Here is a 24,002-nt window from a genome sequence, read left to right as displayed (position 1 = left end):
GTGGCCTACGGTCGGGGCAGGAGACGGAGGACAGATGACGAACGACGCACCGCCCGGTCCGATCACGGTCGACGAGATCCGCCGGGTGCCGAAGGTCCTGTTGCACGACCATCTCGACGGCGGGCTGCGGCCGGCCACGGTGGTCGAGCTCGCCGACGAGACCGGCTACCGGGACCTGCCGTCCACGGACGCGCACGCCCTGAGCACCTGGTTCCGCGGCGGGGCACACAGCGGCTCGCTGGTGCGCTACCTGGAAACCTTCCGCCACACCGTCGGCGTGATGCAGACCCAGGAGGCGATCCGGCGGGTGGCGCGCGAGTGCGCCGAGGACCTCGCGGCCGACGGCGTGGTCTACGCCGAGGTGCGGTTCGCGCCCGAGCTGCACGTCGAGCGCGGCCTGTCGCTGGACGCGGTCGTCGAGGCCGTCCTCGACGGCTTCCGCGCGGGCGCCGCCGGCACGCCGCTGCGCATCCGCGCGCTGCTCACCGCGATGCGTCACCAGGCCCGCTCGCTGGAGATCGCCGAGCTCGCGGTGCGCTGGCGGGACGCCGGGGTGGTCGGTTTCGACATCGCCGGCGCCGAGGCGGGCAACCCGCCGACCCGGCACCTCGACGCCTTCCAGTACATCCAGCGGGCGAACGGGCACTACACCATCCATGCGGGCGAGGCGTTCGGGCTGCCGTCGATCTGGGAGGCGGTCCAGTGGTGCAACGCCGACCGGCTCGGCCACGGGGTGCGCATCGTCGACGACATCACGGTCGATCCGGACGGTAAGGCGATCCTCGGGGATCTCGCCAACTACGTGCGCGACGTCCGGGTGCCGCTGGAGATGTGCCCCACCTCGAACGTGCACACGGGTGCCGCGCCGAGCATCGAGCGCCATCCCATCGCCCTGCTGCGCCGGCTGCACTTCCGGGTCACGGTGAACACGGACAACCGGCTCATGAGCGATGTGTCGCTGTCGGGCGAGTTCGCGACGCTCGTCGACGTCCACGGCTACGACTGGTCGGACATCCGCTGGCTCACCCTGAACGCGATGAAGTCGGCCTTCCTGCCCTTCGACGAACGTCTCGACCTGATCAACGATGTCATCAAGCCGGGCTACGCGCCCTACGTCCGTGAGGAGCTCGCCCGATGAGCACGAGCGTGGCGGGAACCGAGCCGCCCGGCACCCAGGCGGCGCCGGCCGGCCCGGTCCCGAACCGGCCCGCCCCCGCGGGCGCCGTGGTCGGAGCCGACGGGCGGGCGCGTTGCCCCTGGGGCCTGTCGGCGCCGGAGTACGTCGAGTACCACGACGAGGAGTGGGGCCGCCCGGTCCGGGACGAGGTGAGCCTGTTCGAACGCCTCACCCTCGAGGCGTTCCAGTCCGGGCTGTCGTGGCTGACGATCCTGCGCAAGCGCCCGGCGTTCCGGTCAGCCTTCGCCGGGTTCGACCCGGGTGTGGTCGCCGGTTTCGGGCCCGCCGACGTCGAGCGGCTGCTCGGCGACGCTGGCATCGTGCGCAACCGCCGCAAGATCGAGGCCACGATCGTCAACGCCCGGGCGGTGCTCGCCCTCGACCGGCCGCTGCCCGAACTGATCTGGTCACACCGGCCGCCGCAGCGAGCCAGGCCGGCCACTCTCGCCGACGTTCCGGCGAAGACCGCGGAGTCGGTGGCGCTGGCGAAGGGGCTGCGCGCGGCCGGCTTCGTGTTCGTCGGCCCGACCACCGCCTACGCGCTCATGCAGGCCTGCGGCCTCGTCGACGATCACCTGGCGGACTGCTGGGTGCCCCACGTGCCCGCGTAGCCGCGGCTCGGGGCGGGACGCCCGGGTCGGATCAGGTGGGGAAGCCGGCCAGGACGTCGGCGGAGGCGGACAGCCCGAGGCGGGTCGCGCCGGCCTCGATCATGGCCATCGCCTTCTCCGCCGTCCGGATGCCGCCGGAGGCCTTGATCCCGAGGCGTCCCCCCACCGCCTCGGTCATCGCCCGCACCGCGCGCACGCTGGCTCCCCCGGCCGGATGGAATCCGGTGGACGTCTTGACGAACTCGGCCCCGCCGGCCTCCGCCGCCCGGCAGGCCGCGATGATGTTCGCGTCGGGTAGCAGCGCCGTCTCCAGGATCACCTTGAGGATCACGTGCGGCGGCACCGACAGGCGGACCTCGGAGATCTCGGTCTCGATCGCCCGCCAGTTCTCGTCCAACGCGTTGGCGATGTCGATGACCATGTCGATCTCGGTCGCGCCGTCCGCGACGGCCCGGCGGGCCTCCTCGGCCTTGATGACGGTGAGATGCGTGCCGTGCGGGAAGCCGATCACCGAGGCGACGGCGAAGGCGGGCTCGGCTTCGCGGCTGCCGCGGTACGTGCTCGCCGCGGCGAGGTAGACGTGGGTCGGGGCCACGCAGACCGCGCCGACGCCCAGCTTGGCGGCCTCGGCGCACAGCGCGAGCACCTCCTCGTCGGTCGCGGCCGGGGCCAGCAGCGTGTGGTCGATCAGCCGGGCGACCTCGGCCCGCCGCAGGCTGGGCCGGGCGCCCTCGGCCGAGGTGGGGGGGCCGCCCCCCGGTTCCTCGGCGGGACGGTCGGGTCCGGCGGGATCGGTTGTCATACGTTGCATCATTGCCGATCCCGTCCCGCGCTCGAGGAGTCAGTCCGTGCATCTGCACGTCGTGGACCATCCCCTGGCGGCCTCGTCGCTCACCGTGCTCCGCGACGAGCGCACGCCGCGCTCCCGTTTCCGGCCGACCCTGCACGACCTGGCCACGATGCTGGTCTACGAGGCGACCCGGGCGCTGCCGACCATGCCCGTGACGGTGACGACGCCGTTGGCGACGACGACCGGGGTGCGGCTGGCCGCCGAGGCGGTGGTCGCCCCGGTGCTGCGCGCCGGCCTCGGCATGCTGCCCGCGGCGCTCGGCCTGCTCCCGGACGCCCACACCGCCTTCATCGGCCTGGCCCGGGACGAGATCACTCACCGGCCCACCGTCTACCTGGAGGCCGTGCCCGCCGACCTGACCGGCCGGCCTGTGCTGCTGCTCGACCCGATGCTCGCCACCGGCGGTTCGGCGTTGCACTGCCTGCGGCTGCTGCTCGACCGCGGGGCACGGGGCATCACGGTCGTCGCGGTCGTCGCGGCGCCGGAGGGGCTGACGGCGCTGGAGTCCGGCCTGCCGGCCGCCGCGGCGGCGGAGCTGACGGTGGTGACCGCGGCCGTCGACGAGCGGTTGGACGACACCGCCTACATCGTCCCCGGGCTCGGCGACGCCGGTGACCGGATCTACGGGGAGATGTGATCCACGGGGGGAAGTCGGGGAGATGTGATCCACGGGGGGAAGTGAGGTGTGCGGCGCTGTCGGCGGACGGCTCGGGCGTGCGTGGCCTGCTGCGGGCGGCGGGACGGCTACCCGAGGTGGGTGAGCAGATCGTCGACTGCGGCCGTGAGCTCGGCCAGCCGGGACCGGGCTCGCTCGCGAGCCGCGGTGACCGCGTCGTTCGCCGTGGCCGCCGTTGCCGCCGTGGCCGGGGTGATCGGGGTGGCCGCGCCGACGTCGACCGGCTCGACGACCTCGAGGTACACCTTCAGCTTCGGTTCGGTCCCGCTCGGCCGGAAGGTCACCCGGTCGTCGCCGAGGAACAGGACGAAGACATCGGCCGTCGGCAGGACGCCCTCCGCCGGCGGGACGCCGTCGTCGAGCAGGTCGCGCCGGCCCGTCACCGCGCGGTCCGCGAGCCGCGGCGGGGGCTGAGAGCGCAGCCTCCGCATCGCCGCGGCGATCCGGGTGACGTCGGCGAAGCGGACCGAGCGCTGCCCGGTCTCGTGCACGCCGATCCGCGCCGCCAGCTCGTCGAGAAGATCCGGCAAGGTCAGGCCGCGCCGCTTCGCGGCGGTGGCGATCAGCGCGACGGCCAGCGCCGCGGTGATGCCGTCCTTGTCCCGCACCAGATCCGGGACGAGGGCGTAGCCGAGCGCCTCCTCGTAACCGAAGACGAGCCCCGGATCCGCCCGCATGATCCACTTGAAGCCGGTGAGTGTCTCGCGGTATGTGACACCGGAGCGCCGCGCCAGCGCGCGCAGGCCGGACGAGCTGACCAGGGTGGTCGCCACCGGGCCGGGCCGGCGGCGAAGCACCTGATCGGCGAGTAGCAGGCCGATCTCGTCGCCGGTGAGCAACCGTCCGCCCACCGCGACGGCGCAGCGGTCCGCGTCGGGGTCGGTCGCCAGCACCAGATCCGCGCCGATGCGTTCACCGAGAGCCAGCGCCCGGTCCATCGTGCCCGCCTCCTCCGGATTCGGCCAGGGAACGGTCGGGAAGTTCGGATCGGGCGCGGCCTGCTCGTCGACAAGTGTTGGAGCCGCGAGCCCGGCGGCGGCGAAGGCGGCGGCGAGGGTCTGGGCGCCGACTCCGTGCAGCGGGGTGTACGCGACGATCGCCTGCACCGGTTCGGGCTCACCCGGGTCGGCCGTCGGCGCCGCGTCGGCCGTCGGCGCCAGGTCGAGGACCGCCGCCACCGCGGCGTGGACGTAGTCCTCGACGATCCGTCCGTCGAGCCGGCCCCAGGTCTCGGCCATCGGGATCGCGGCGGCCGGACCGGCGGCGGCGATGTGCCGTTCGATGTCGGCGTCGGTGGGGGCGACGAGTTGCGCGCCGCGTCCCGGGTCCGGCTCGCTGCCCCCCAGATACACCTTGTAGCCGTTGTCGGCAGCCGGATTGTGGCTGGCGGTCACCATCACGCCCGCGTCGGCCCGCAGGTGACGCACGGCGAAGGCCAGCACCGGTGTGGGCAGCGGCCCGGGCAGGACCAGGGCCCGCAGTCCGGCCCCGGCGACGACCCGCGCGCTGTCCAACGCGAACTCCTCGCTGCGGTGCCGGGCGTCGTAGCCGACGACGACCAGGGCAGGCGCGGCCGGGGTGCCGCCGGTCGCCCCCGCTCCCACCCCTGGGTCCGCCCCCGCCGGGGCGCGCAGCCAGGCGGCCAGGCCGGCGGCGGCTCGGCGCACCACGGCCGTGTTCATTCCGCCGGGCCCGGCGCGCAGCGGCCCGCGCAGCCCCGCCGTCCCGAACCGCAACGGCGCCCGGAACCGGTCGTCGAGTTCGTCGAGCGCGGCCGGGTCGCGGACGGCCTCGGCGCACAGCCGGGTCAGCTCGGCCCGGTCCGCGGCGTCCGGGTCGCCGGCGAGCCAGGCCCGGATCCGTCCGGCCAGCGGATCGGGCAGCCCCGGCGGCGGGGCGGTGGCCGGCGCCGTCATGATCTCGCCGTCCCTAGAGCCGGGCGGCGATGTCGGCGAGCAGGACCCCCATGCGCTCCGCCGCCGCCGCCCCGGCGGCCAGCACCTCCAGGTGGTTCAGCGGCTCCCCGGTCATGCCCGCCGCGAGGTTGGTCACCAGTGACACGCCCAGCACCTCGGCGCCGGCGGCCCGGGCGGCGATCGTCTCGTGCACCGTCGACATGCCCACCAGGTCGGCACCCAGCACCCGCAGCATCCTGATCTCTGCCGGCGTCTCGAAGTGTGGTCCGGGCAGGCCGGCGTAGACGCCCTCGGCCAGCGACGGGTCGACCTCGCGAGCCAGGGTGCGCAGCCGTGGCGAGTAGGCGTCGGTCAGATCGGTGAAGGCGGGTCCCACCAGCGGTGATCGCCCGGTGAGGTTGAGATGGTCGGCGATGAGGACCGGCTGGCCGATGGTCATGTCGGCGCGCAGCCCGCCGGCCGCGTTCGTCAGCACGACCGTCGACGCGCCCGCGGCGCAGGCCAGCCGCACGGCGTGTACCACCCGCGCCAGTCCGTGGCCCTCGTACGCGTGCACCCGGCCCAGGTAGACGAGCAGCCGGCGGCCTTCGAGGCGCAGCGAGTGGGCGACCGACCGATGACCGGGCACCTCGGTGCCCGGCGGGAAGCCCCCGAGCTCGGCGAATGTGACCTCGGTGACCTCCTTTGCCCGCCGTGCGAGCACGTCCGCGGCCGGGCGCCACCCCGAGCCCAGCAGAATCGCCACGTCGTGCCGCCCGGCTCCGGTCAGCTCCGCCAGCCGCGCGGCCGAGGCCGCCGCGTTCGGTTCCTCCGCCTGCTCTCGCACCCGGCGACTGTACGGGGTGCGTGGGGGAGACTGGCGTCCGTGCCCCTGTTGCCGTCCCACCGCCGGCTCCCGTCCGTGCCGCTGGAGTCCGGTGAGTTCACCGAGGTCGTTTTGCGTGGACGGCTGACCGATCCCGGCGGGCCGGGACGGCTGACGTCGAAGGTGGAGACCTTCGTCGGCCATCGGGTCGGTGCCTCCCGGTGGATCGTGCTCACCGACAGGCGGTTGCTCGTCGTTGCGCCGTTCCCGCGGGAGGGCGACTGGTTCGACGTCGTGTTCGACCGCCGCGAGGTGAGCGCCTCCCGCGGGGTCAAGCATGGCGACGTCATCACGGTGGAACTCAGCACGCCCCGCGGACGCCAGGTCCTGCGCGTCCCGGCTCGGCTGCGAACCGAGGCCGGCCGCTTCATCCGCGCACTGCGCCGCTAGCCCCAGCCTGTGTAGCCCCCAGCCTGTGTAGCCCCCAGCCTGTGTAGCCCCCAGCCTGTGTAGCCCCCAGCCTGTGTAGCCCCCGGCCCGCGCCGCCGCTTCGGTGGCGACCCGTTCAACCTGACCGGACCGTGGCGACGCAGCGGCCGATAAGGTCGGGACGGGATCCCGCGGCGGGCGTGACGATATCGCCACAGCACAGGCGTGACACCGCGCCCGGTGGGCCGAACCGGACAGCGATGGGAACAACGGACCGATGACTACAACCCAGCCGGCCACCGGCGAGCTACCGATCCCGGAGCCGGGGGTCTCCGCGGCCAGCGGGCAGCGTACGGCCATGCGCACGCACCTGTGCGCTGAGCTGCGGGCGGATCACGTCGGCCGGACCGTGTCGGTGTGCGGCTGGGTGGCGCACCGCCGCCAGCACGGGCAGTCGCTGACCTTCGTCGACCTGCGGGACCACTCCGGCCTCCTCCAGGTCGTCGTCGACGGATCCGTCGACGTCCGCTCCGAGTACGTGCTGCGTGTCACCGGCACGGTCGCCATCCGGCCGGAGGGCACGGCGAACCCGGCGCTGGCGACGGGGGAGGTCGAGCTGCGCGACTGCGCGGTCGAGGTCCTGTCGGTCGCCACCCCGCCGCCGTTCCCCCTCGACGACCGGGCCGACGCCGTCGACGAGTCCACCCGGCTGGCCTACCGCTACCTCGACCTGCGCCGGGAGCGGATGCAGCGCAACCTGCGGACCCGTTCCGCGGTGCTGGGCGCGATGCGCACCGTCCTGACGCCACTCGACTTCGTCGAGGTGGAGACGCCGCTGCTGATGCCCTCGACCCCGGAGGGCGCCAGGGAGTTCATCGTCCCGTCCCGGCAGTTCCCGGGGAGCTTCTACGCCCTGCCGCAGTCGCCGCAGTTGTTCAAGCAGTTGCTCATGGTGGGCGGAACCGACCGCTACTTCCAGTTCGCGCGTTGCCTGCGGGACGAGGACCTGCGCGCCGACCGGCAGTACGAGTTCACCCAGCTCGACCTCGAGATGAGCTTCGTCGACCAGGACGACGTGCTTGACGTGATCTCCGCCGCGGTGCTGGCCGCGGCGCGGGCGGTGCGGACCGACGCCGTGCCGCCGATCGAACGGATCACCTGGCACGAGTCGATGAACCGCTTCGGCGTCGACAAGCCGGACCTGCGGTTCGGCCTGGAGCTCATCGAGCTCACCGGGGTCTTCGCCGGCAGCGGCTTCAAGGCGTTCGCCGGCGCCGAGGCGATCAAGGGCATTCGGGTGCCCGGCGGCTCGGCCGCTCACAACCGGCGCCGGCTGGACGATCTCACCACGCGGGCCAAGTCGCTGGGTGCCAAGGGCCTGGTGTGGATGCGGGTGGGCGCCGGTGGCGAGCTGGAGTCGCCGGTGGCGAAGTTCCTCTCGGCGGACGAACTCGCCGGGATCGTCGCCGCGACCGATGCCGCCGAAGGCGATCTGCTGCTGCTGGTCGCCGACGAGTGGGCGACCACCTGCGAGGTGCTCGGGCAGCTCCGCAACGACCTTGGCCGCCCGCCGGCCGGCCAGGGGCCGCTGCGGTTCGTGTGGGTGGTGGACTTCCCGCTGTTCGTCGGCATCGACCCGGCCACCGGGCGGCCGAAGCCCGGGCACCACCCCTTCACCCGCCCGCATCCTGACGACATCGCGAAGCTCGAGAGCGAACCGCTCGCGGTGCGCAGCCGCGCCTACGACCTGGTGCTCAACGGCTGGGAGCTCGGGTCCGGTTCGATCCGGATCCACGAGAGCGCCCTGCAGCAGCGCATCTTCGGCCTGCTCGGGATCACGCCCGAGGAAGCGAACGCCCGGTTCGGCTTCTTCCTCACCCCGTTCGGCTACGGCGCGCCGCCGCACGGCGGTTTCGCGGTCGGCATCGACCGGTTGGTCGCCATCCTGGCGGGTGAGGAGAACATCCGTGAGGTCATCGCCTTCCCGAAGACCCAGTCCGGTCTCGACCCCCTGACCGGGGCTCCCACCCAGGTGACCGACCGTCAGCTTCGTGAGCTGGGCGTACGGGTGATTGCACCGGCCACCCCGGCCACCCCGGCCACCCCGGCCACCCCGGCCACCCCGGCTACTACTGCCACCCCGGCCACCCCGGGAGGGGATCGGGGGTAGGAACGGCTCGAATGGGTAATCAGCTCCTGCTGTCCGTGAGCCGAGCGGAACGGTGACGGCTGCCCGACACCGGCATCGGCCCCGATCCGAGGAGCCCAGGTGCAGATTCCCTTCTCGTCCTCGACGAGCTCCAGTCTCGGCATCGAGTGGGAACTGCAGCTCGTCGATCAACAGTCCCGCGAGCTGCGCGGGGAGGCCACGGTCATCCTCGACGAGCTGCGGGCGAAGATCGGCGAACGGGAGGCGGCCAAGGCGAAGCACGAGCTGTTCGAGTCGACCGTCGAGGTCATCACCGGAGTCTGCGGATCGGTGGGGGAGGCGACCGCCGACCTGGCCGGCACGGTGTCGCTGCTGCGCGACCTGGCGGAGCGGCGCGGGGTCGGCCTGATGTGCAGCGGGACCCACCCCATCAGTGACTACGCCGGGCAGCGCATCACCGACGACAACCGGTACTCGCGGCTGGTCAGCCAGATGCAGTGGCTGGCCCGCCGGCTGCTCATCTTCGGCGTCCACGTCCACGTCGGGGTCCGTTCCCCGGACAAGGCCATGCCGATCATGAATGCCCTGATGGTGTACATCCCGCACTTCCTCGCCCTGTCCGCGTCGTCGCCGTTCTGGCTGGGCGGGGACACGGGCCTGGCCTCGTCACGATCCCAGGTGTTCGCCAGCCTGCCCACCGCGGGCCTGCCCTATCCGCTGGAGGACTGGCCGCGGTTCGAGTCCTTCATGGAGACGCTCATCGCGGCGGGGACGATCGAGACGATCCGGGAGGTCTGGTGGGACATCCGGCCACATCCCAACTTCGGCACCGTGGAACTGCGGATCTGCGACGGGCTGCCGACGCTGATGGAGGTCGGTGCGGTCGCCGCCCTCGCGCAGTGCCTCGTGGACCGGATGAACACCCAGATCGACCGCGGGTACCGGCTCCCGACGCCGCAGCGGTGGCTCGTGCAGGAGAACAAGTGGCGGGCGGCCCGTTACGGCCTCGACGCGCAGATCCTGATCGACGGTCGCGGCGGGGTGCGGTCGGTCCGCGACGACCTCGTGGACCTCGTGGAGGATCTGCTCCCGGTCGCCCACCGGCTGGGCTGCGCGGAGCAGCTCGCCGACGTCCTGGTGATCCTCGAGACCGGGGCGAGCTACACCCGGCAGCGGGCGGTGGCCCGGCGGGCCGATGGAGATCTCACCCGAGTCGTCGATACCCTGCTGGAAGAGATGAATACCGGCCGTCCGGTCGTTGACCGATAGGTGCGTCGGCGCGGCCCCGACGGCCCGGTATCCGACAACGGCGCGCGTCAGGGCCCGCGCGACGCCCGCAGGGAGGAGCCCGGCGGCAGATGGAGGCCAACGAGACCGCGGCGGTCGGCCGATGGGTGACCGCACATGAATCCGAACTGGTCGCGTTGCGCCGTGACCTGCACGCCCATCCCGAGCTCGGCCGGCAGGAACGGCGTACGGCCGGGCAGGTGGAGGCGAGGCTGCGCGCCGCGGGGTTGTCCCCGCAGCGGTTGCCGGACGTGCCCGGGCTGTGGTGTGACATCGGGGTCGGGGTGGACCGCGATCCGACGACCCCGGTGGTGGTCGTCCGGGCCGACATGGACGCGCTGCCACTGCCGGACGTCAAGGACGTCGCGTACCGCTCGACGGTGCCCGGCGTGGCGCACGCCTGCGGGCATGACGTGCACACCACCGTGGTGCTGGGCGTCGGTCTGGCCCTCGCCGAGTACACGCGCACGGCCGCGCTGCCGGGCACCGTGCGTCTCGTCTTCCAGCCGGCCGAGGAGCTCATGCCCGGCGGGGCCCTGGACGTGATCGACGCCAGCGTGCTGAAGCCTGCCTCGGCGGCGATCGCCGTGCACTGCGATCCCGCGCTGGACGTGGGCACCATCGGGCTGCGGACCGGGCCGATCACTTCCGCGGCCGACGCCATCGAGATCACGATGGCGGGGCCGGGCGGCCACACCTCGCGCCCGCAGAACACGGTCGACCTGGTGTATGCCATCGTCCGGCTGGCCGCCGACCTGCCGGCCGCACTCGGCCGGCTGGTCGATCCACGGTCGGCGCTGTCCCTCGTCTGGGGGCAGGTGCAGGCCGGCACCGTCGCCAACGCCATCCCCCGCACCGGGCAGCTACGCGGGACCATCCGCACGCTGTCCCGGGAGACCTGGGAGTCCGTCCCCGCCCTCGTGACCCGGGTCGCCGAGCAGCTCGTCGCCCCCTACGGCGCGCAGATCGTGGTCGACTACCGGCGCGGTGTGCCTCCCGTCGTCAACAGCGCGGAAGTCGTCGACGTGTTCCAGAGCGTCGTCGACGGCACCCTCGGCCATGGCGCGTCCACCACCGTCGCCCAGTCCCTGGGTGGGGAGGATTTCGGCTGGTATCTCAACCACGTGCCCGGCGCGCTGGCCCGGTTGGGCACCCGCGTTCCGGGGGGCCCCACCTACGATCTTCACCAGGGCGCCTTCGACGTCGACGAGCGTGCTGTCGGCATCGGGGTACGGCTGCTGGCCGGCGCCGCCCTGGAGCTGCTACGCCGCCCGCCGGCCTCCCTCTGACCTGCGCTCTGCCGGCTATGCCGTCGGCCGGGAGCGGAGTTCCTTGACGTAGTCGGCAGGAGCCCCTGCCTTCTCGGCGGAATCGGCGATCATGTCGAGGTACCACCGGGAGGGCAGGCCACCCTCGTAGGAGTTCAGTACGTAGGTCCAGGCGAGAGCCTCGCCGTCCAGGGTGGACACCCTGACGCGGATGCGGGTGTACAGGCCGGTGTCCGCGCCCTCCCACACGTCGAGCCGCTCCAGGTCATATCGATCGAGGTCGTACAGCAGCACGTACGCATGGCTGCCGGGTGCCTCGACGATCGTGGCCAGCGCCCCGTCCCAGCCCACGTTCTCGCCGCCGAAGGTCAGGCGCCAGCCGTTGATCCATCCAGTGCCGGTGACGGGCGAGTGGGGGGCCCGCTCCTTCATCTGCGCCGGGTCGAGATTGCCGGCGTACGCCGCGTACAAGGTCATCGTCGTCTCTCGGGGTGACGGTGCGTGGCTATAGCTGCTATTTCCGTTTCAAAATCGGAAGAAGGGTGTCTCGTGGACTTCGCGCATGCTGGCTTCCGCCTGTGATCCTACGGAGCTGTCCGCACCGGGAGGAGCGCAGCCGTCGAGGCGGGGGAAGATGAAAGGAAGAGATGTCGGATCGGGAGGGCACGTGACGCGCATCGTCATTCTCGGTGGAGGGCCTGGCGGCTATGAATCGGCGCTCGTGGCAGCGTCGCTGGGCGCGACGGTCACGGTCATCGACTCGGATGGGATCGGCGGCGCCTGTGTGCTCACCGACTGTGTTCCATCCAAGACGCTGATCGCGACTTCGGAGACTATGACCAATCTCGCACTGGCGCCGGGGCTCGGTATCCGTCCGCACGGCCTTGGCGCGGGGACCGAACCGGTGCTGCCCGCGGTGGCGTGGGGCATGCGAAGCGGCTTGGACGCGAGTGTCCCCCCGCTCACGCCGCCGGAGGTCGTCAGCGTCGATCCGGAACAGGTGTACGAAAGGGTCAGGGAACTCGCAAAGGCGCAGTCCCTGGACATCGAACGCCGTCTCGAGCGAGAGAAGGTCGAGGTGGTGCACGCGGCGGGTCGGCTGGTCGGGCCGCATGCGATCGAGACGAACACCGGTGAGACCTTCGTGGGTGACGTGATTCTCATCGCAACGGGGGCGAGTCCACGGGATCTTCCGACTGCCCGCCCGGACGGCGAACGCATACTCACCTGGCGCCATCTCTACGATCTCAAGGAGATCCCCGAGCATCTGGTCGTCGTCGGCTCCGGCGTCACCGGCGCCGAGTTCGCCAGTGCCTACCGGGCGATGGGGGCCGAGGTCACCCTCGTCTCGTCCCGCGAACGGGTCCTGCCCGGCGAGGACCCGGACGCGGCGCGCGTCATCGAGGATGTGTTCGTGCGGCGTGGCATCGAGGTGCTCAACCGCTCGCGCGCCGCATCGGTCCGCCGCATCGGCGACGGCGTGATCGTCGAGCTCACCGACGGCCGCACCGTCACGGGAAGCCACGCCCTGATGGCGGTCGGATCTGTTCCCCGCACGAAGGGACTCGGCCTGACCGACGTCGGCGTTCGCCTCGGCCCCGGCGGGCACGTGAACGTCGATCGGATGTCGCGCACCTCCGTGCCCGGGGTGTATGCGGCAGGCGACTGCACCGGCGTTCTGCCGCTCGCGTCGGTAGCCGCGATGCAGGGCCGGATAGCAATGTGGCATGCCCTCGGGGAGGCGGTGAGCCCGCTGCGACTCGGGACCGTCTCCTCCAACATCTTCACCGAGCCGGAAATCGCCACGGTCGGAGTCACCCAGGTGATGAAGGACACGGGTGCCGTCGCGGCAGAGGTGACCACCGTGCCACTCTCGCGTAATCCTCGCGCGAAGATGATGGGGATCGAGGACGGTTTCGTCAAATTGTTCTGCCGGCCGGGTAGCGGCAGTGTCCTTGGTGGCGTGATTGTCGCCCCACGCGCGTCGGAGCTCATTCTTTCTGTCTCGCTCGCGGTCGAACATGGACTCACCGTCGATCAGATCGCGCATACCTTCTCCATCTATCCCTCGTTGTCCGGCTCGATCACCGAGGCCGCCAGGGTTCTGCGCCCTCGCGACTTCTTCGCGGGCTTCGACAGCGCAGGGTGAAACCGGCGACCTCGGCCGGCGTCGACCTTCGACGGAGTGATGGCCGCAGGCCGCTCCGGCCGGCGTGTCAGCGGCCGGAGAACAGTCGGGTGCTCGCCCTTCGCCACCGGGAATGGCGCGGGTAGACGGTGCGAGCATAGGCCGCTCCCGTTGCCGGATCCACCGCCTGTAGCGTTTTCGGCACCTTCTCTAGGTTGTGGTCGCCAGTCGGTCGAGCTCGATGTGTGGCGACCGCGATCAAGTGCTGTTGGCGAATTCCCTCGAGGATTTGGTCGTGCGCTCCGTGGGACTCTCCTATGGTTGGGGAGGCGGCTTGGCAGAGCGGCCGGCGTCGGCTATGCTTCGAACGCAAGTTCGATGCCAGGAGTCGATGCTCTCTTGATTCTTGATGTCGGATTGCGCAGACATGGATCGGGCGTGTCCTTTTCCGGAGCCTGACCCTTCCGGCGATCTACCCGTGGCAGGTGGCGCAGTGTACTCATTTTCCGACTTCTGGAAGGCGAACGATCCGGGCCGAGGATCCGCCGAGGCAACGGACGTCGGTGCCCCGGATCCGGATGTCACGGTTGCAGGTGACCGTGACGAGGTCGGCATACTGGAATCGCCATTCATGCACTGGGTGGCGAATCTCGACGCGAGTGACTGTCTGCGGCTCGACGTGCAGATCGAGCGGGAGATCGCACGCTGGGAGGCCGCCCGGCTGGTTGTCCGGGCGAGGTTTGCTCGGTTGCGGCCGCCCGAGCTCGACGGCGGCGAACAGCGATACCAGGCCTTCGACGAGTTCGCCGGAGACGAACTCGCTGCCGAGCTGAAGCTGTCGCCGGCGGTGGGCGGCAGGTGCCTGGCCTTCGCGGTCAGCGCGGTTCGCCGCATGCCCGCCGCGGTCAACGCCCTCGGCTTCGGATCCATCGATCTGGAGCGTCTGGGCGCGCTGGAGCGACTGACGGCGAACCTCACGGACGAACAGGCGGACGAGGTCGCCGGAGGCGTGCTGAGCAACGGCGGCGGCCGCCCCAGTCACAGCGCCTTCGCCGCCGCCGTGCGGCGTCGGGTCATCAAGGTGGACCCGCAGGGTGCGGAACGTCGGCGTCGGAAGGCTGCGACCGCGCGTCGGGTGACGATGCGGGCCGAGGCCGACGGGATGGGACGAATCTCAGCCCTGCTCCCCGCCGATCGCATGGTGGCGGCCTTCCGAAAGGTCGACGGGCTGGCAAAGAAGGCCGGAGCGGAGCAGGACGAACGAGACCTCGACCAGCGTCGAGCCGACGTGCTCTATGACCTGATCATGGGACACGACCGTGATCGCATCGATATCGAGATGCAGGTCATCGTGCCGGTGGAATGTCTGTTGGGCCTGTCGGAGAAGCCCGGTGAAATCCCGGGTTACGGGCCGATACCCGCCGGAATCCTCCGCGAGATGGCAGCCAACCCTCGGTGCACCTGGCGGCGAATCCTCACAGATCCGGCGGAGGGGCAGGTGGTGGAGACGGCGAGTCGGCGATTCCCGTCCGCCGCGTTGGCACGGCATGTCCGGGTTCGCAATCCCACCTGTGTTTTTCCCGGCTGCGACAAACCGTCGACCGCCTGCGATCTCGACCATACTCAGCCGCACGGGCCGGGCGGTAAGACGGATGAAGCTAACCTTGGCCCGCAGTGCCGGCGCCATCACCGACTCAAACATGCCGCCGACCGGCCGCCCAGAGCCACACATTCCGCCACGGCCGCTCCGGCGACACGGTGGGAGGTCCGCCAGGTCAGGCCCGGACACTTCGTCTGGACGAGCCCCGAAGGACGCACATATCAGGTCGGCCCGGAGCGCTATGACCAGGAATGATCGGCGGTAGGCGCCGATCAGGCGGGGGGCGGGGGGCGAGTGGCGTCGATGGCTATTCGTCGTCTTCGTCATCGTGCGGCGGAAACACCGGTGGCAAGCCGTGTTGCTCCAGCCGTCGGTTCCGGAAGTATCCGCTGGTGGCGAAGCCCAGCCCCGCCCCGGCGACCAGGAGGAACGCGACCGTCGCCGCGCGGACGGCCACTTCGCCCGGAAGCAGGGCGAAGACCACGGCAAACGGCAGCATCAGAACGAATGGGCGTGCCGCCTGCCGCGTCCGCCAGCCAGGGCCAGTCAGATCCCGGGAGACCCACGCGTTGTAGGTGGGAGGAAGTGTCCCACCGAGGAGATAGTGGACGCGGCCCGTCAGCGGTGGCCGTTCCGCCACCGCCGGCGGCGCTGTCGCCCCCGCGTCCTGTCCGCGCACCGTTGCGCTGTCTTCACCGCCATCCATACCTGCAGCTTACGAAGTCGACAGCCGGCAGGAAGACAGCCGACGGTGGAGAGCCAGATCAGTCCTTGATCTCACAGAGGACGGCACCACTTGTGACCACCGCACCGACGGCTGCGGTCAGGCCGGTGACGGTGCCCCCACGGTGAGCGTTGATCGGCTGCTCCATCTTCATCGCTTCCAGCACGATGATGAGGTCGCCGGCGGCGACCGTGTCGCCGTCGTTGACAGCAACCTTCACGATGGTGCCCTGCATGGGACTGGTCAGGGCGTCACCGGTCACCTTGGCGGCCGCCGCGCCGCGTGCCGACCGCTTGGGCGCGGCGCCACGCGATGCGGTCGAGGCCGAGGCGGCGCCGAGCCCTGCCGGCAGCACGACCTCGAGACGCTTGCCGCCCACCTCGACGATGACCGCCTCCCGCGGCTCGGGGGTGGTGTCGGCGTCCGTGCCACCGCTGAAGGCGGGGATGGTGTTGTCGAACTCGGTCTCGATCCACCGGTTGTGGATGCGGAACGGCTCCGCGGCGTCCTCGGGAGCGAAGGCCGGGTCCCGCACGACCGCACGATGGAACGGCAGTGCCGTGGCCATGCCGTCCACGACCATCTCGTCCAGCGCGCGCCGGGCACGCTCCAGCGCCTCCTGGCGGGTCGCACCGGTGATGATGAGCTTGGCGAGCAGGGAGTCGAAGGCGCCCCCGATCACGCTGCCGCTCTCGACTCCGGTGTCGAGGCGCACGCCCGGACCGGCCGGCGAGACGAACTTGGTCACCGTTCCCGGAGCAGGAAGGAAGTTGCGGCCCGGGTCCTCACCATTGATCCGGAACTCGATGGCGTGGCCGCGGGGAGCGGGGTCGGTGAAGTCGAGCGCCTCACCCTCCGCGATCCGGAACTGGGCGCGGACGAGGTCCACGCCGGACACCTCTTCGGTCACCGGGTGCTCGACCTGGAGGCGGGTGTTCACCTCGAGGAAGCTGATCATCCCGTCGCGGGCGACCAGGAATTCCACGGTCCCGGCGCCGACGTAGCCGGCCTTCTTGCAGATCGCCTTGGACGCCTCGTAGAGCTCGGTGAGCTGCTCCGCGGAGAGGAACGGCGCCGGCGCCTCCTCGACGAGCTTCTGGTAGCGCCGCTGCAGCGAGCAGTCCCGGGTGCCGACGACGACGACGTTGCCGTGGCTGTCGGCGAGGACCTGCGTCTCCACGTGCCGGGGCTGGTCGAGGTAGCGCTCCACGAAGCATTCGCCCCGGCCGAAGGCGGCGACCGCCTCCCGGACCGCGCTGTCGAACAGCTCAGGCAGTTCCTCCGCGGTCCAGGCGACCTTGAGCCCGCGGCCACCGCCACCGAACGCGGCCTTGATGGCGACCGGCAGGCCGTACTGCTCGGCGAAGGCGACGACTTCATCGACGCCGGCGACGGGGTCCGCGGTACCCGGCGCGAGCGGCGCGCCGACGGCCAGCGCGATGTGGCGGGCCGCGGTCTTGTCTCCGAGGCGGCGAATGGCCTCGGGCGGCGGACCGATCCAGGTGAGGCCGGCACCGATCACAGCCTCGGCGAAATCCGCGTTCTCCGAAAGGAAGCCGTATCCCGGATGAACAGCGTCGGCCCCGGACGACTTGCAGGCATCAAGAATCTTGTCGATGCGTAGATAGGAGTCGCCAGGGGTCGTACCACCCAGCGCGAATGCCTCGTCGGCGACGCGCACGTGCAGTGCGTCGATGTCCGGTTCGGCGTATACCGCGACGCTCGTGTAGCCGGCGTCGCGGCATGCACGGGCCACCCGAACCGCAATCTCTCCCCGGTTAGCAATGAGGATCTTACGCACGTTGCTCCCGTCCTCGTCCGGCCTGCCTGAAGTCTAGGCGAGTCGGGCCGCACAGTTCGCTCTCGTTGTGCCTGGATGTGATGCCACAGACATCCCGGCGTCATCTATCTGTTCGGTTACCAGCCAGCTCGGGTGCGTACACCCGGGCTCCTCCCGGAGCGTCGCCACGAACCTGCTCCGGTAGCGAGTGGGCCACGCAGCGCCTGAGTCGGATCGGCCCAGGCGGAGCGGACGGGAGCCGGACTTTCCACCGGGACCGCGCGGGCTGCCAGAAGCGCGACCACCGCGGCAATCTCTTCGGGTGTCGCGTTCCCACGGATCAAACGTAGCCGGGGCGGGCTGGTCTGTCCGTCGTCGTCCTGGGCCACGGTCCTCTCCTCACTCGACTTCCGGCCACGCGCCGTGCGAGGCCTGCCGTCCATCGTCGTCCCTCGTCACGTGTTCGCTCGTCCAGTGGGTGCGCACGTGGGAAGCGGACCGACTGTGTGCTGGCGAGAGTCCCGGGTCGAACTACAGCGGGATGTTGCCGTGCTTCTTCGGCGGCAGGGACTCACGCTTGGTACGCAGCAGGCGCAGGGCCCGGATGATCTCTCGGCGGGTCTCGGACGGGTTGATCACCGCGTCGAGGTACCCGCGTTCCGCCGCGATGTACGGAGTCGCAAAGTGATCGTTGTAGTCCTCGATGAGCTCCGCCCGGCGGCTGTCCGGAGACTCCGCCTTGGCCAGATCGCGCCGGTAGATGATGTTCACAGCGCCCCGGGCACCCATGACGGCGATCTCGGCGGTCGGCCAGGCGAGGTTGATGTCGGCCCGCAGGTGCTTCGACCCCATGACGTCGTACGCGCCGCCATACGCCTTCCTGGTGATGACGGTGACCTTGGGGACGGTCGCCTCGGCGTAGGCGTAGATCAGCTTGGCGCCTCGACGGATGATTCCGTTCCATTCCTGGGAGGTGCCGGGCAGGAAGCCGGGCACGTCGACCAGGGTCAGCACCGGGATGTTGAAGGCGTCGCAGGTCCGGACGAAACGGGCGGCCTTCTCGCTGGCGTCGATGTCGAGAGTGCCGGCGAACTGCATCGGCTGGTTCGCCACGACCCCGACCGATCGACCGTCCACCCGCCCGAAGCCGACGATCAGGTTCTGGGCGAACTGGGCGTGGACCTCGAGGAAGTCCCCGTCGTCGACCAGGCGCTCAATGATCTGGTGCATGTCGTACGGCGTGTTCGGAGAGTCCGGGATAAAGGTGTCGAGCTCGGGATCGATCTCGGCGGCCGGATCGTCCACCGCGTCGTAGCTCGGGGCGTCGTCGAGGTTGTTCGACGGCAGGAACGACAGCAGCGCCCGAGCGAGCTCCAGGCACTCCGTCTCGTCGGCGGCCTGGAAGTGCGCGACTCCGCTGCGCGAGTTGTGGGTGGCGGCGCCGCCCAGCTCCTCCATCCCGACGTCCTCGCCGGTGACCTCTTTGATGACGTCCGGGCCGGTGATGAACATGTGGCTGGTCTGGTCGACCATCAGCGTGAAGTCCGTGATCGCCGGGGAGTACACGGCGCCGCCGGCGCACGGGCCCATGATCAGGGAAAGCTGTGGGACGACGCCCGAGGCCATGACGTTCCGATAGAAGATCTCGCCGTAGAGGCCGAGCGAGACGACGCCCTCCTGGATACGAGCCCCGCCGGAGTCGTTGATGCCGACGACCGGGCAGCCGGTCTTCAGCGCCAGATCCATGATCTTGACGATCTTCTCGCCGAAGACCTCGCCGAGGCTCCCCCCGAACACCGTGAAGTCCTGGCTGAACACGCAGATCTGGCGGCCGTCGACCGTGCCGTACCCGGTCACGACGCCGTCGCCGTACGGGCGGTTGGCCTGGACGCCGAAGTCGTGCGCCCGGTGCCGCGCGAACGCGTCGGTCTCCACGAACGAGCCCGGGTCGAGGAAGGCCTCGATCCGCTCACGCGCGGTCATCTTGCCCTTGGCATGCTGGGCGTCTACCGCCCGCTGCGACCCGGCGTGGACCGCGTCTTCGTTCACGCGCCGCAGTTGAGCAAGTCGCCCTGCGGTGGTGTGCGGGTCGGGAGCAGAATCCTCGGTGGACGCGGGAAGAGCCATAGGCCGCAGCGTACGACCCCTGTGGGCTCACGTGCGCGACTGTTGTGGAGTTGATCTCATCGATTGGCCGGAATCTGGGGCTCGCTTCCGGTGGGCCGTATCGAAGCTCACAGCACCCTACTTCTGGTGCCCCCGGTCGGGTAGGCGGAGCGCCCGGCGCGGCGGCGCACTGGCCGACTCGTGGCATCCGGAACAGATCGGACGGAGTGAGGTTCGTCTCGCATCGTCCGGACCACCGTGGTGGCGATGCGCGCCCGGCGCCCGCGTGAGCGGGGCGGACCGCTCTGGCAGGCTGTCTGGCGTGAGCTCGACGCCGGACTCCGCTTCCGCGCAACCGCCCCAGAATCCAGCCGCGCCAGCCGTCGACGCCTTCCGGGGCCGGTCACCGAGCCCGGCTGGTGACCGGGGTCCCCTCGACGCCGGGCGGCTGACGGTCGCCGCGGCGGCGGCCGGGATGGACCTGACCGTGATCCAGGAGATCGACTCGACCAACGCGGCCCTGGCCCGGATCGCGCGGGGGGAGACCAGCGATCCGGCTCTGGCCGGGCTCTCGCGGCAGTGGCGCGAGAGCCCGGGGCCCGAGGTCGCCCCCCTCGGGCGCGGTCTGGTCCTCGCCGCGGAACGGCAGACCGCCGGGCGTGGGCGTCTCGACCGCTCCTGGTTGTCCCGGCCCGGCGCCGGCCTGACCGTGTCCCTGCTCATCCGGCCGCGGACCGCGGTCTCTCGGCTCGGCTGGCTGCCGATGGTCGTCGGAACGTCGTTGGTCTCCACGGTGCGAGCCGTCGCCGGAGTGCCCGCCGTTCTCAAGTGGCCCAACGACGTTCTGGTCGAGGGCGGGAAGCTTGCCGGCATCCTGGTGGAGGTCGTTCCGGTGCCGGCGTCCGCGCCCTCGGTGGTCATCGGATTCGGGCTCAACGTCAACGCGGAACCGGACGAGTTGCCCGACCGGTCCACGAGCCTGCTGCTCGCCGGCGCACACCCGGCCGCCCTGGACCGGACCGCGCTACTCGCGCGGATCCTCGACGGGCTCGTCGACGCGCTCGCCGCCTGGGAGGCCGATCCCCATGCGGCTCGCGCCGCCTACCTGGCGGTGTGCGCGACGATCGGCCGGGAGGTCCGCGTCGAGCTTCCGGACGGCTCGGCCGACACCGGCAGGGCGACGGATGTCGATCTCGAGGGGCGGCTTGTGGTGGCCGGTCGTGCTTACAGCGCCGGGGATGTCGTCCACCTGCGGTGACCGGCGAGGAGGGCGTGTTCCGACCGCCCGCCGACGGCCGGTGACGGACCCGGGTGTGGCCTGTCGGTGCCGGATGCGACGATCGTCACCGTGGCGTTCCCCGACGACATCCTCACCCAGGACGAAGAGGTTGTCCTGCATCTGCACCCGCACTGGGTCAGCCTGATCGTTCCGGCGCTCTGGACGGTGGTGGCTCTCGTCTTCGCGGTGCTGGGCGTCTTCTTCGCGCCCGGTGGCGTGCTGCAGAAACCCGTCCAGTACCTGGTGCTGCTCCTCGCTCTCGGCGCGATCGCCTACCTCGGGGCGCTGCCCTGGCTGCGCCAGCTCACAACCCACTACGTCGTCACCAACCACCGGCTCGTGATCCGGGAGGGTCTGATCACCCGCGCCGGCCGGGACATCCCGCTCGCCTGGCTGGTCGGTGCGACGGTGCAGCAGAACGTCATCGACCGCATGCTGGGGTCGGGCAGTCTGATCGTCGAGACGGCTGGTCAGCGCGGCCGGGTCGTCCTCTCGTGCATGCCGCACGCAGAGCGAGTTCAGGAGACCCTCGCCGAGCTCTCGGCGCCGTACCGGCCGCGGAGCAGCCCCGACTACTGAGACCACCTCGCCGGCCACCTCGCCACAGGTTCCGCGGGGCGGGGTCGGCGGGGCGTCGAGGTCCCTCGGACCAGGGCTCCTCGGCTCGGGCCAGGGCGGCTCGGCTCGGGCCAGGGCTGCTCAGATCGGGTCGTACCCGCGCCACCAGGCCAGGAGCCGGCCCGCATCGGGATCCTCGGTGGCGAAGCCGACCAGCTCGTCCTCCACGGTCCAGAACACCGCGAACCGGCCCGCTCCGGCCGCGCAGAGGAAGGTGCCACGGCGCCGCGCGCTGTGGGCCCAGCGCTCGACGCTGGTCTGACCCCGGGCGCAGTCCCCCGCGTCTGTGAGCTCCGCTGACCGACGTTCGACGTCGCCCCGCAGCGCAGCGGCGTCCCGGTACCGGAGGACCGACAGCCGCGGCGGTGCCGGGGCCTCGCTTGCGACCCCGGGCGCGCAGGTCAGCGCTGCCACCACCCCGTCACCGTCACGGGGCGCGGCCCGGCAGTCGGTGACCGCGAACGGCCGTAACGAGGCCAGCAGCCGGGCGTCGGCCGGATCGAGTGCCACGCTCGGCGCCGGGCTCCCGACCGAGCCGCCGCTGGAGCGGTCGGGACTCGAACCGGCGGTGCCCGGGGAGGGCCGGACGGTCGCGGCGTGATCCGAGCCGCCGCTCACCAGCAGCCCGACGGCAACCCCCGCACCGATGACGATCGCGCCGGCGAGGCCGGCCACGACGGCTCGCCGCCGGCCGCCACCGGTGCCCGGAGCGCGGTGATCCCCGCCCTCGACCGGCGGCCCCCCCGGGTCGTCGACCGGTTCCGGCGTGGTGCTCTCGTCGGGATCCTGCATGCGGTCCGCCCTCCCGAACGATGTCACTCAGCGGCGCAGCGGGTCGAACGAGTGCCACCAGTCGTTCATGCGGGCAGCCGTCGGATCGTCGGCGGAGAAGGCGATCAGATGGTCGTCGTACGTCCAGAACTCGTAGAACCGGTTCGCGAAGAAGTAGCAGAGGCGGCTGCCACCGGTGGCGTCGGCCGGCGAGCTCCACCGTTCCGAGCTCTGCTGCCCGTCGTCGCAGTTTCCCTCGTCGACGTAGAACGTCTCCCGGGCACCGATCTGTCGGTCGAGTGCGGAACGGTTCGGGAAGTGGAACGCGGTGACCTCCATGCCCGAAGGCGCCTTGCAGGTGAGGGTGGCGTCGGCGTAGGCGCTGTCGCTGCGTGCCGGCGCGGCGCAACCGGTCATGACGGCGGGATTGAGCAGTGACCGCAGGACCTCCCGCGGACTGCCGCCGGCCCGGCCCGCCGTGCCCGGTGTGGCGATGGCCGTCCCGGCGCCTGCGGGGCGGCCCTGGGCGGCGGCGGTGACCGACTCACCGCTGCCGCCGTTGCCCCCGGTGAAGGCGAGGACTCCGAACACGATCACCAGGAGCAGCAGCAACCCGCCGCCCCCGATCAGTAGACGCCGATCGACCAGCACCATGTTCCGGTCGGCCGCGGTCCGGTCGGCTGCGGTCCGGCCGGCCGCAGCCCGGCGGGCGACATCCCCGGCCTCGCCGGCCACAGGCTCGGAGCCATCGGCGGCCTGCGGCGGCAGTCCGGGCAACAGACCCGGCAGGGACGCCGAACGACCCCTGTCCGGGGCTGGCGCGGCGGGGGCGTTGGGCAGGGGAAAGGCGTCCTCGCGGCCGGGTGCCGCGGCCGGGGGAAACCCGTTCGTACCGGCTCCCGCCGGGAACGGGCCGAACGACGCGGGACGGTGGTCTGGCACCGGACGGGAACCGCCGCCAGCCGGCGGCGGGTACCCGCTGATCGGCCCGGGCGGGGGAAAGCCGCCCGAGGGAGCGCCGCCACCCCGGGCAGCGCCGGCGTTCCTCGAAGCGTCGAACGCGCCCGCCTCCGGAACCACCGTTCCGGCAGCGCTGGACGCCCCCGCCCCCGCCCCCGCGCCTGGGCCGGCGGGCGTGTCGCGGGCACCGCCGGCGGGTTCGCTGGCGCCACCCCGGGCCCCGAACTGCCCGAGGAAGGCCGTGTCGCCGCCACTCGAGCTCCCCCCAGGAGCGTTCACCCGGGGGACGGGCGCGGGCTGGGGGCCGGCGGGAGGCCGGACGCTGGGGCGACCGGGGGAGGTCGAGCCGGGTGGGGTCAGGCGGTAGGTGAGCTCGCCGTCACCCTCCCAGGGCGGGGCCGCGCCACCCGGGCCGGGCCCTGGCGGTGCGCCGGCAGGGCCCGGCCCGCCGGGTCCGCCGGGTCCGGAGGCTGGGGTGGGAGCGGTTCCGGGGCCGGCGGGGAACGGTCGCGCCGCGAAGGCGGGATCGGCCGGCGAGGTGAGGCTCCCGGGAAAGCCAGCCGGCGGGAGAGTGGGCGTGGACGTCCCGGGCGCCCCTGCCGTGCCGGGTGGGATGGAACCGGGCCTGATCGGCGGAGCGTAGTAGAGCGGACCGGGTGGTCCGGCCAGCCCGCCGGGCGGACCCGGGGGGGCAGGTGGCCCGGGCGGGCGCGGCTCCGAGCCGACGGTCCCGGGCGGGCCGGGGATGGGCGCCTGTCCGGGCTGCCCGGGCGGGCCGACGGACCCCCGAGGACCGCCGGGTCCGGGTGGGGGGACGGATCCGGGCGGAGCGACGGGGCCGGGCGGGGCGAAGCCTCCCGGAGTGACC

The 24,002-nt window shown here is 71.7% G+C and carries 21 protein-coding genes; 11 read left to right on the top strand and 10 right to left on the bottom strand.

Features of this window, described 5'->3' with window-relative positions; genetic code table 11:
• Positions 1-34 precede the first annotated feature (34 nt).
• Complete coding sequence (locus AC5R91_RS14605; protein WP_495397690.1) at positions 35-1,138, top strand: adenosine deaminase; 1,104 nt, start codon at positions 35-37, stop codon at positions 1,136-1,138.
• Positions 1,135-1,788, top strand: coding sequence for a DNA-3-methyladenine glycosylase I (locus AC5R91_RS14600; RefSeq protein WP_495397689.1), 654 nt, complete (start codon positions 1,135-1,137; stop codon positions 1,786-1,788). Before AC5R91_RS14605 ends, AC5R91_RS14600 begins: the two co-directional genes overlap by 4 nt.
• 31 nt (positions 1,789-1,819) lie before the next feature.
• Here the strand turns inward: AC5R91_RS14600 and deoC are convergent, their stop codons facing one another.
• Positions 1,820-2,599 (bottom strand): deoxyribose-phosphate aldolase, encoded by a 780-nt coding sequence (gene deoC / locus AC5R91_RS14595; RefSeq protein ID WP_495397688.1) that lies wholly within the window; start codon positions 2,597-2,599, stop codon positions 1,820-1,822.
• A 37-nt stretch (positions 2,600-2,636) separates the two neighbouring features.
• Here deoC and upp point away from each other — a divergent pair, with 37 nt between their 5' ends.
• Positions 2,637-3,275 carry a uracil phosphoribosyltransferase gene (upp, locus tag AC5R91_RS14590; protein WP_495397687.1) on the top strand — a complete coding sequence of 213 codons (639 nt, stop codon included), beginning with the start codon at positions 2,637-2,639 and terminating at the stop codon, positions 3,273-3,275.
• A 107-nt stretch (positions 3,276-3,382) separates the two neighbouring features.
• Here the strand turns inward: upp and AC5R91_RS14585 are convergent, their stop codons facing one another.
• Entirely contained in the window at positions 3,383-5,230 is a 1,848-nt protein-coding gene (locus AC5R91_RS14585) for a phospho-sugar mutase (protein ID WP_495397686.1), read from the bottom strand.
• A 13-nt stretch (positions 5,231-5,243) separates the two neighbouring features.
• Positions 5,244-6,056: a purine-nucleoside phosphorylase gene (locus tag AC5R91_RS14580; protein ID WP_495397685.1), complete on the bottom strand. Its 813-nt coding sequence runs from the start codon at positions 6,054-6,056 to the stop codon at positions 5,244-5,246.
• 39 nt (positions 6,057-6,095) lie between these two features.
• On the opposite strand from AC5R91_RS14580, the gene AC5R91_RS14575 reads away from it, so the two are divergent.
• From AC5R91_RS14575 to AC5R91_RS14560, 4 genes are all read left to right on the top strand, one after another.
• Entirely contained in the window at positions 6,096-6,485 is a 390-nt protein-coding gene (locus AC5R91_RS14575; protein ID WP_044884274.1) for a hypothetical protein, read from the top strand.
• A 256-nt stretch (positions 6,486-6,741) separates the two neighbouring features.
• Positions 6,742-8,634, top strand: a complete 1,893-nt coding sequence (gene aspS / locus AC5R91_RS14570; RefSeq protein ID WP_495397684.1) for an aspartate--tRNA ligase — start codon at positions 6,742-6,744, stop codon at positions 8,632-8,634.
• Between the two features lie 99 nt (positions 8,635-8,733).
• On the top strand, positions 8,734-9,882 hold the full coding sequence (locus AC5R91_RS14565) for a glutamate--cysteine ligase (RefSeq protein WP_495397683.1): 1,149 nt from the start codon (positions 8,734-8,736) through the stop codon (positions 9,880-9,882).
• 89 nt (positions 9,883-9,971) lie between these two features.
• A complete protein-coding gene (locus tag AC5R91_RS14560) occupies positions 9,972-11,189 on the top strand; it encodes an amidohydrolase (RefSeq protein ID WP_495397682.1) in 1,218 nt (405 codons plus the stop codon).
• Positions 11,190-11,204: 15 nt separating this feature from the next.
• Here AC5R91_RS14560 and AC5R91_RS14555 read toward each other — a convergent pair whose 3' ends face one another.
• Positions 11,205-11,645, bottom strand: a complete 441-nt coding sequence (locus AC5R91_RS14555; protein ID WP_495397681.1) for a gamma-glutamylcyclotransferase family protein — start codon at positions 11,643-11,645, stop codon at positions 11,205-11,207.
• Positions 11,646-11,835: 190 nt separating this feature from the next.
• On the opposite strand from AC5R91_RS14555, the gene AC5R91_RS14550 reads away from it, so the two are divergent.
• Positions 11,836-13,317 (top strand): NAD(P)H-quinone dehydrogenase, encoded by a 1,482-nt coding sequence (locus AC5R91_RS14550; RefSeq protein ID WP_495397680.1) that lies wholly within the window; start codon positions 11,836-11,838, stop codon positions 13,315-13,317.
• A 457-nt stretch (positions 13,318-13,774) separates the two neighbouring features.
• The gene (locus AC5R91_RS14545) at positions 13,775-15,151 is read left to right on the top strand and encodes an HNH endonuclease signature motif containing protein (RefSeq protein WP_495397679.1); all 1,377 of its coding nucleotides are present in this window, start codon (positions 13,775-13,777) and stop codon (positions 15,149-15,151) included.
• Positions 15,152-15,203: 52 nt separating this feature from the next.
• On the opposite strand, the gene AC5R91_RS14540 is transcribed toward AC5R91_RS14545, so the two are convergent.
• The 4 genes from AC5R91_RS14540 to AC5R91_RS14525 all read right to left on the bottom strand — a co-directional run bounded on the left by AC5R91_RS14540 (position 15,204) and on the right by AC5R91_RS14525 (position 19,527).
• Positions 15,204-15,602 carry a DUF5313 family protein gene (locus AC5R91_RS14540; RefSeq protein ID WP_495397678.1) on the bottom strand — a complete coding sequence of 133 codons (399 nt, stop codon included), beginning with the start codon at positions 15,600-15,602 and terminating at the stop codon, positions 15,204-15,206.
• Positions 15,603-15,660: 58 nt separating this feature from the next.
• Positions 15,661-17,421: an acetyl/propionyl/methylcrotonyl-CoA carboxylase subunit alpha gene (locus AC5R91_RS14535; RefSeq protein WP_495397677.1), complete on the bottom strand. Its 1,761-nt coding sequence runs from the start codon at positions 17,419-17,421 to the stop codon at positions 15,661-15,663.
• Between the two features lie 116 nt (positions 17,422-17,537).
• Positions 17,538-17,843 carry an acyl-CoA carboxylase subunit epsilon gene (locus AC5R91_RS14530; protein WP_495397676.1) on the bottom strand — a complete coding sequence of 102 codons (306 nt, stop codon included), beginning with the start codon at positions 17,841-17,843 and terminating at the stop codon, positions 17,538-17,540.
• 88 nt (positions 17,844-17,931) lie between these two features.
• Positions 17,932-19,527, bottom strand: coding sequence for an acyl-CoA carboxylase subunit beta (locus tag AC5R91_RS14525; RefSeq protein WP_495397675.1), 1,596 nt, complete (start codon positions 19,525-19,527; stop codon positions 17,932-17,934).
• Between the two features lie 292 nt (positions 19,528-19,819).
• Between AC5R91_RS14525 and AC5R91_RS14520 the strand changes: the two genes are divergently transcribed.
• Positions 19,820-20,764, top strand: coding sequence for a biotin--[acetyl-CoA-carboxylase] ligase (locus AC5R91_RS14520; RefSeq protein ID WP_495397967.1), 945 nt, complete (start codon positions 19,820-19,822; stop codon positions 20,762-20,764).
• A 66-nt stretch (positions 20,765-20,830) separates the two neighbouring features.
• Positions 20,831-21,364 carry a PH domain-containing protein gene (locus tag AC5R91_RS14515; RefSeq protein WP_495397674.1) on the top strand — a complete coding sequence of 178 codons (534 nt, stop codon included), beginning with the start codon at positions 20,831-20,833 and terminating at the stop codon, positions 21,362-21,364.
• Between the two features lie 120 nt (positions 21,365-21,484).
• On the opposite strand, the gene AC5R91_RS14510 is transcribed toward AC5R91_RS14515, so the two are convergent.
• Together AC5R91_RS14510 and AC5R91_RS14505 are read right to left on the bottom strand one after the other, a co-directional pair.
• Complete coding sequence (locus AC5R91_RS14510) at positions 21,485-22,195, bottom strand: hypothetical protein (RefSeq protein ID WP_495397673.1); 711 nt, start codon at positions 22,193-22,195, stop codon at positions 21,485-21,487.
• Between the two features lie 27 nt (positions 22,196-22,222).
• Complete coding sequence (locus AC5R91_RS14505) at positions 22,223-23,116, bottom strand: hypothetical protein (RefSeq protein ID WP_495397672.1); 894 nt, start codon at positions 23,114-23,116, stop codon at positions 22,223-22,225.
• Between the last annotated feature and the right edge of the window lie 886 nt (positions 23,117-24,002).

The organism is Frankia sp. BMG5.60, from assembly GCF_059428125.1.
Note: the sequence above shows the minus strand (reverse complement) of the source record. Positions and strands in the feature narration are given on the sequence as shown.

Coding starts and splice junctions, on each gene's coding strand:
- AC5R91_RS14510 (WP_495397673.1), bottom strand. CDS start 22,195: ATGCAGGATCCCGACGAGAGCACCACGCCGGAACCGGTCGACGACCCG.
- AC5R91_RS14530 (WP_495397676.1), bottom strand. CDS start 17,843: ATGGACGGCAGGCCTCGCACGGCGCGTGGCCGGAAGTCGAGTGAGGAG.
- AC5R91_RS14600 (WP_495397689.1), top strand. CDS start 1,135: ATGAGCACGAGCGTGGCGGGAACCGAGCCGCCCGGCACCCAGGCGGCG.
- deoC (WP_495397688.1), bottom strand. CDS start 2,599: ATGCAACGTATGACAACCGATCCCGCCGGACCCGACCGTCCCGCCGAG.
- AC5R91_RS14540 (WP_495397678.1), bottom strand. CDS start 15,602: ATGGATGGCGGTGAAGACAGCGCAACGGTGCGCGGACAGGACGCGGGG.
- AC5R91_RS14555 (WP_495397681.1), bottom strand. CDS start 11,645: ATGACCTTGTACGCGGCGTACGCCGGCAATCTCGACCCGGCGCAGATG.
- aspS (WP_495397684.1), top strand. CDS start 6,742: ATGACTACAACCCAGCCGGCCACCGGCGAGCTACCGATCCCGGAGCCG.
- AC5R91_RS14560 (WP_495397682.1), top strand. CDS start 9,972: ATGGAGGCCAACGAGACCGCGGCGGTCGGCCGATGGGTGACCGCACAT.
- AC5R91_RS14605 (WP_495397690.1), top strand. CDS start 35: ATGACGAACGACGCACCGCCCGGTCCGATCACGGTCGACGAGATCCGC.
- AC5R91_RS14585 (WP_495397686.1), bottom strand. CDS start 5,230: ATGACGGCGCCGGCCACCGCCCCGCCGCCGGGGCTGCCCGATCCGCTG.
- AC5R91_RS14525 (WP_495397675.1), bottom strand. CDS start 19,527: ATGGCTCTTCCCGCGTCCACCGAGGATTCTGCTCCCGACCCGCACACC.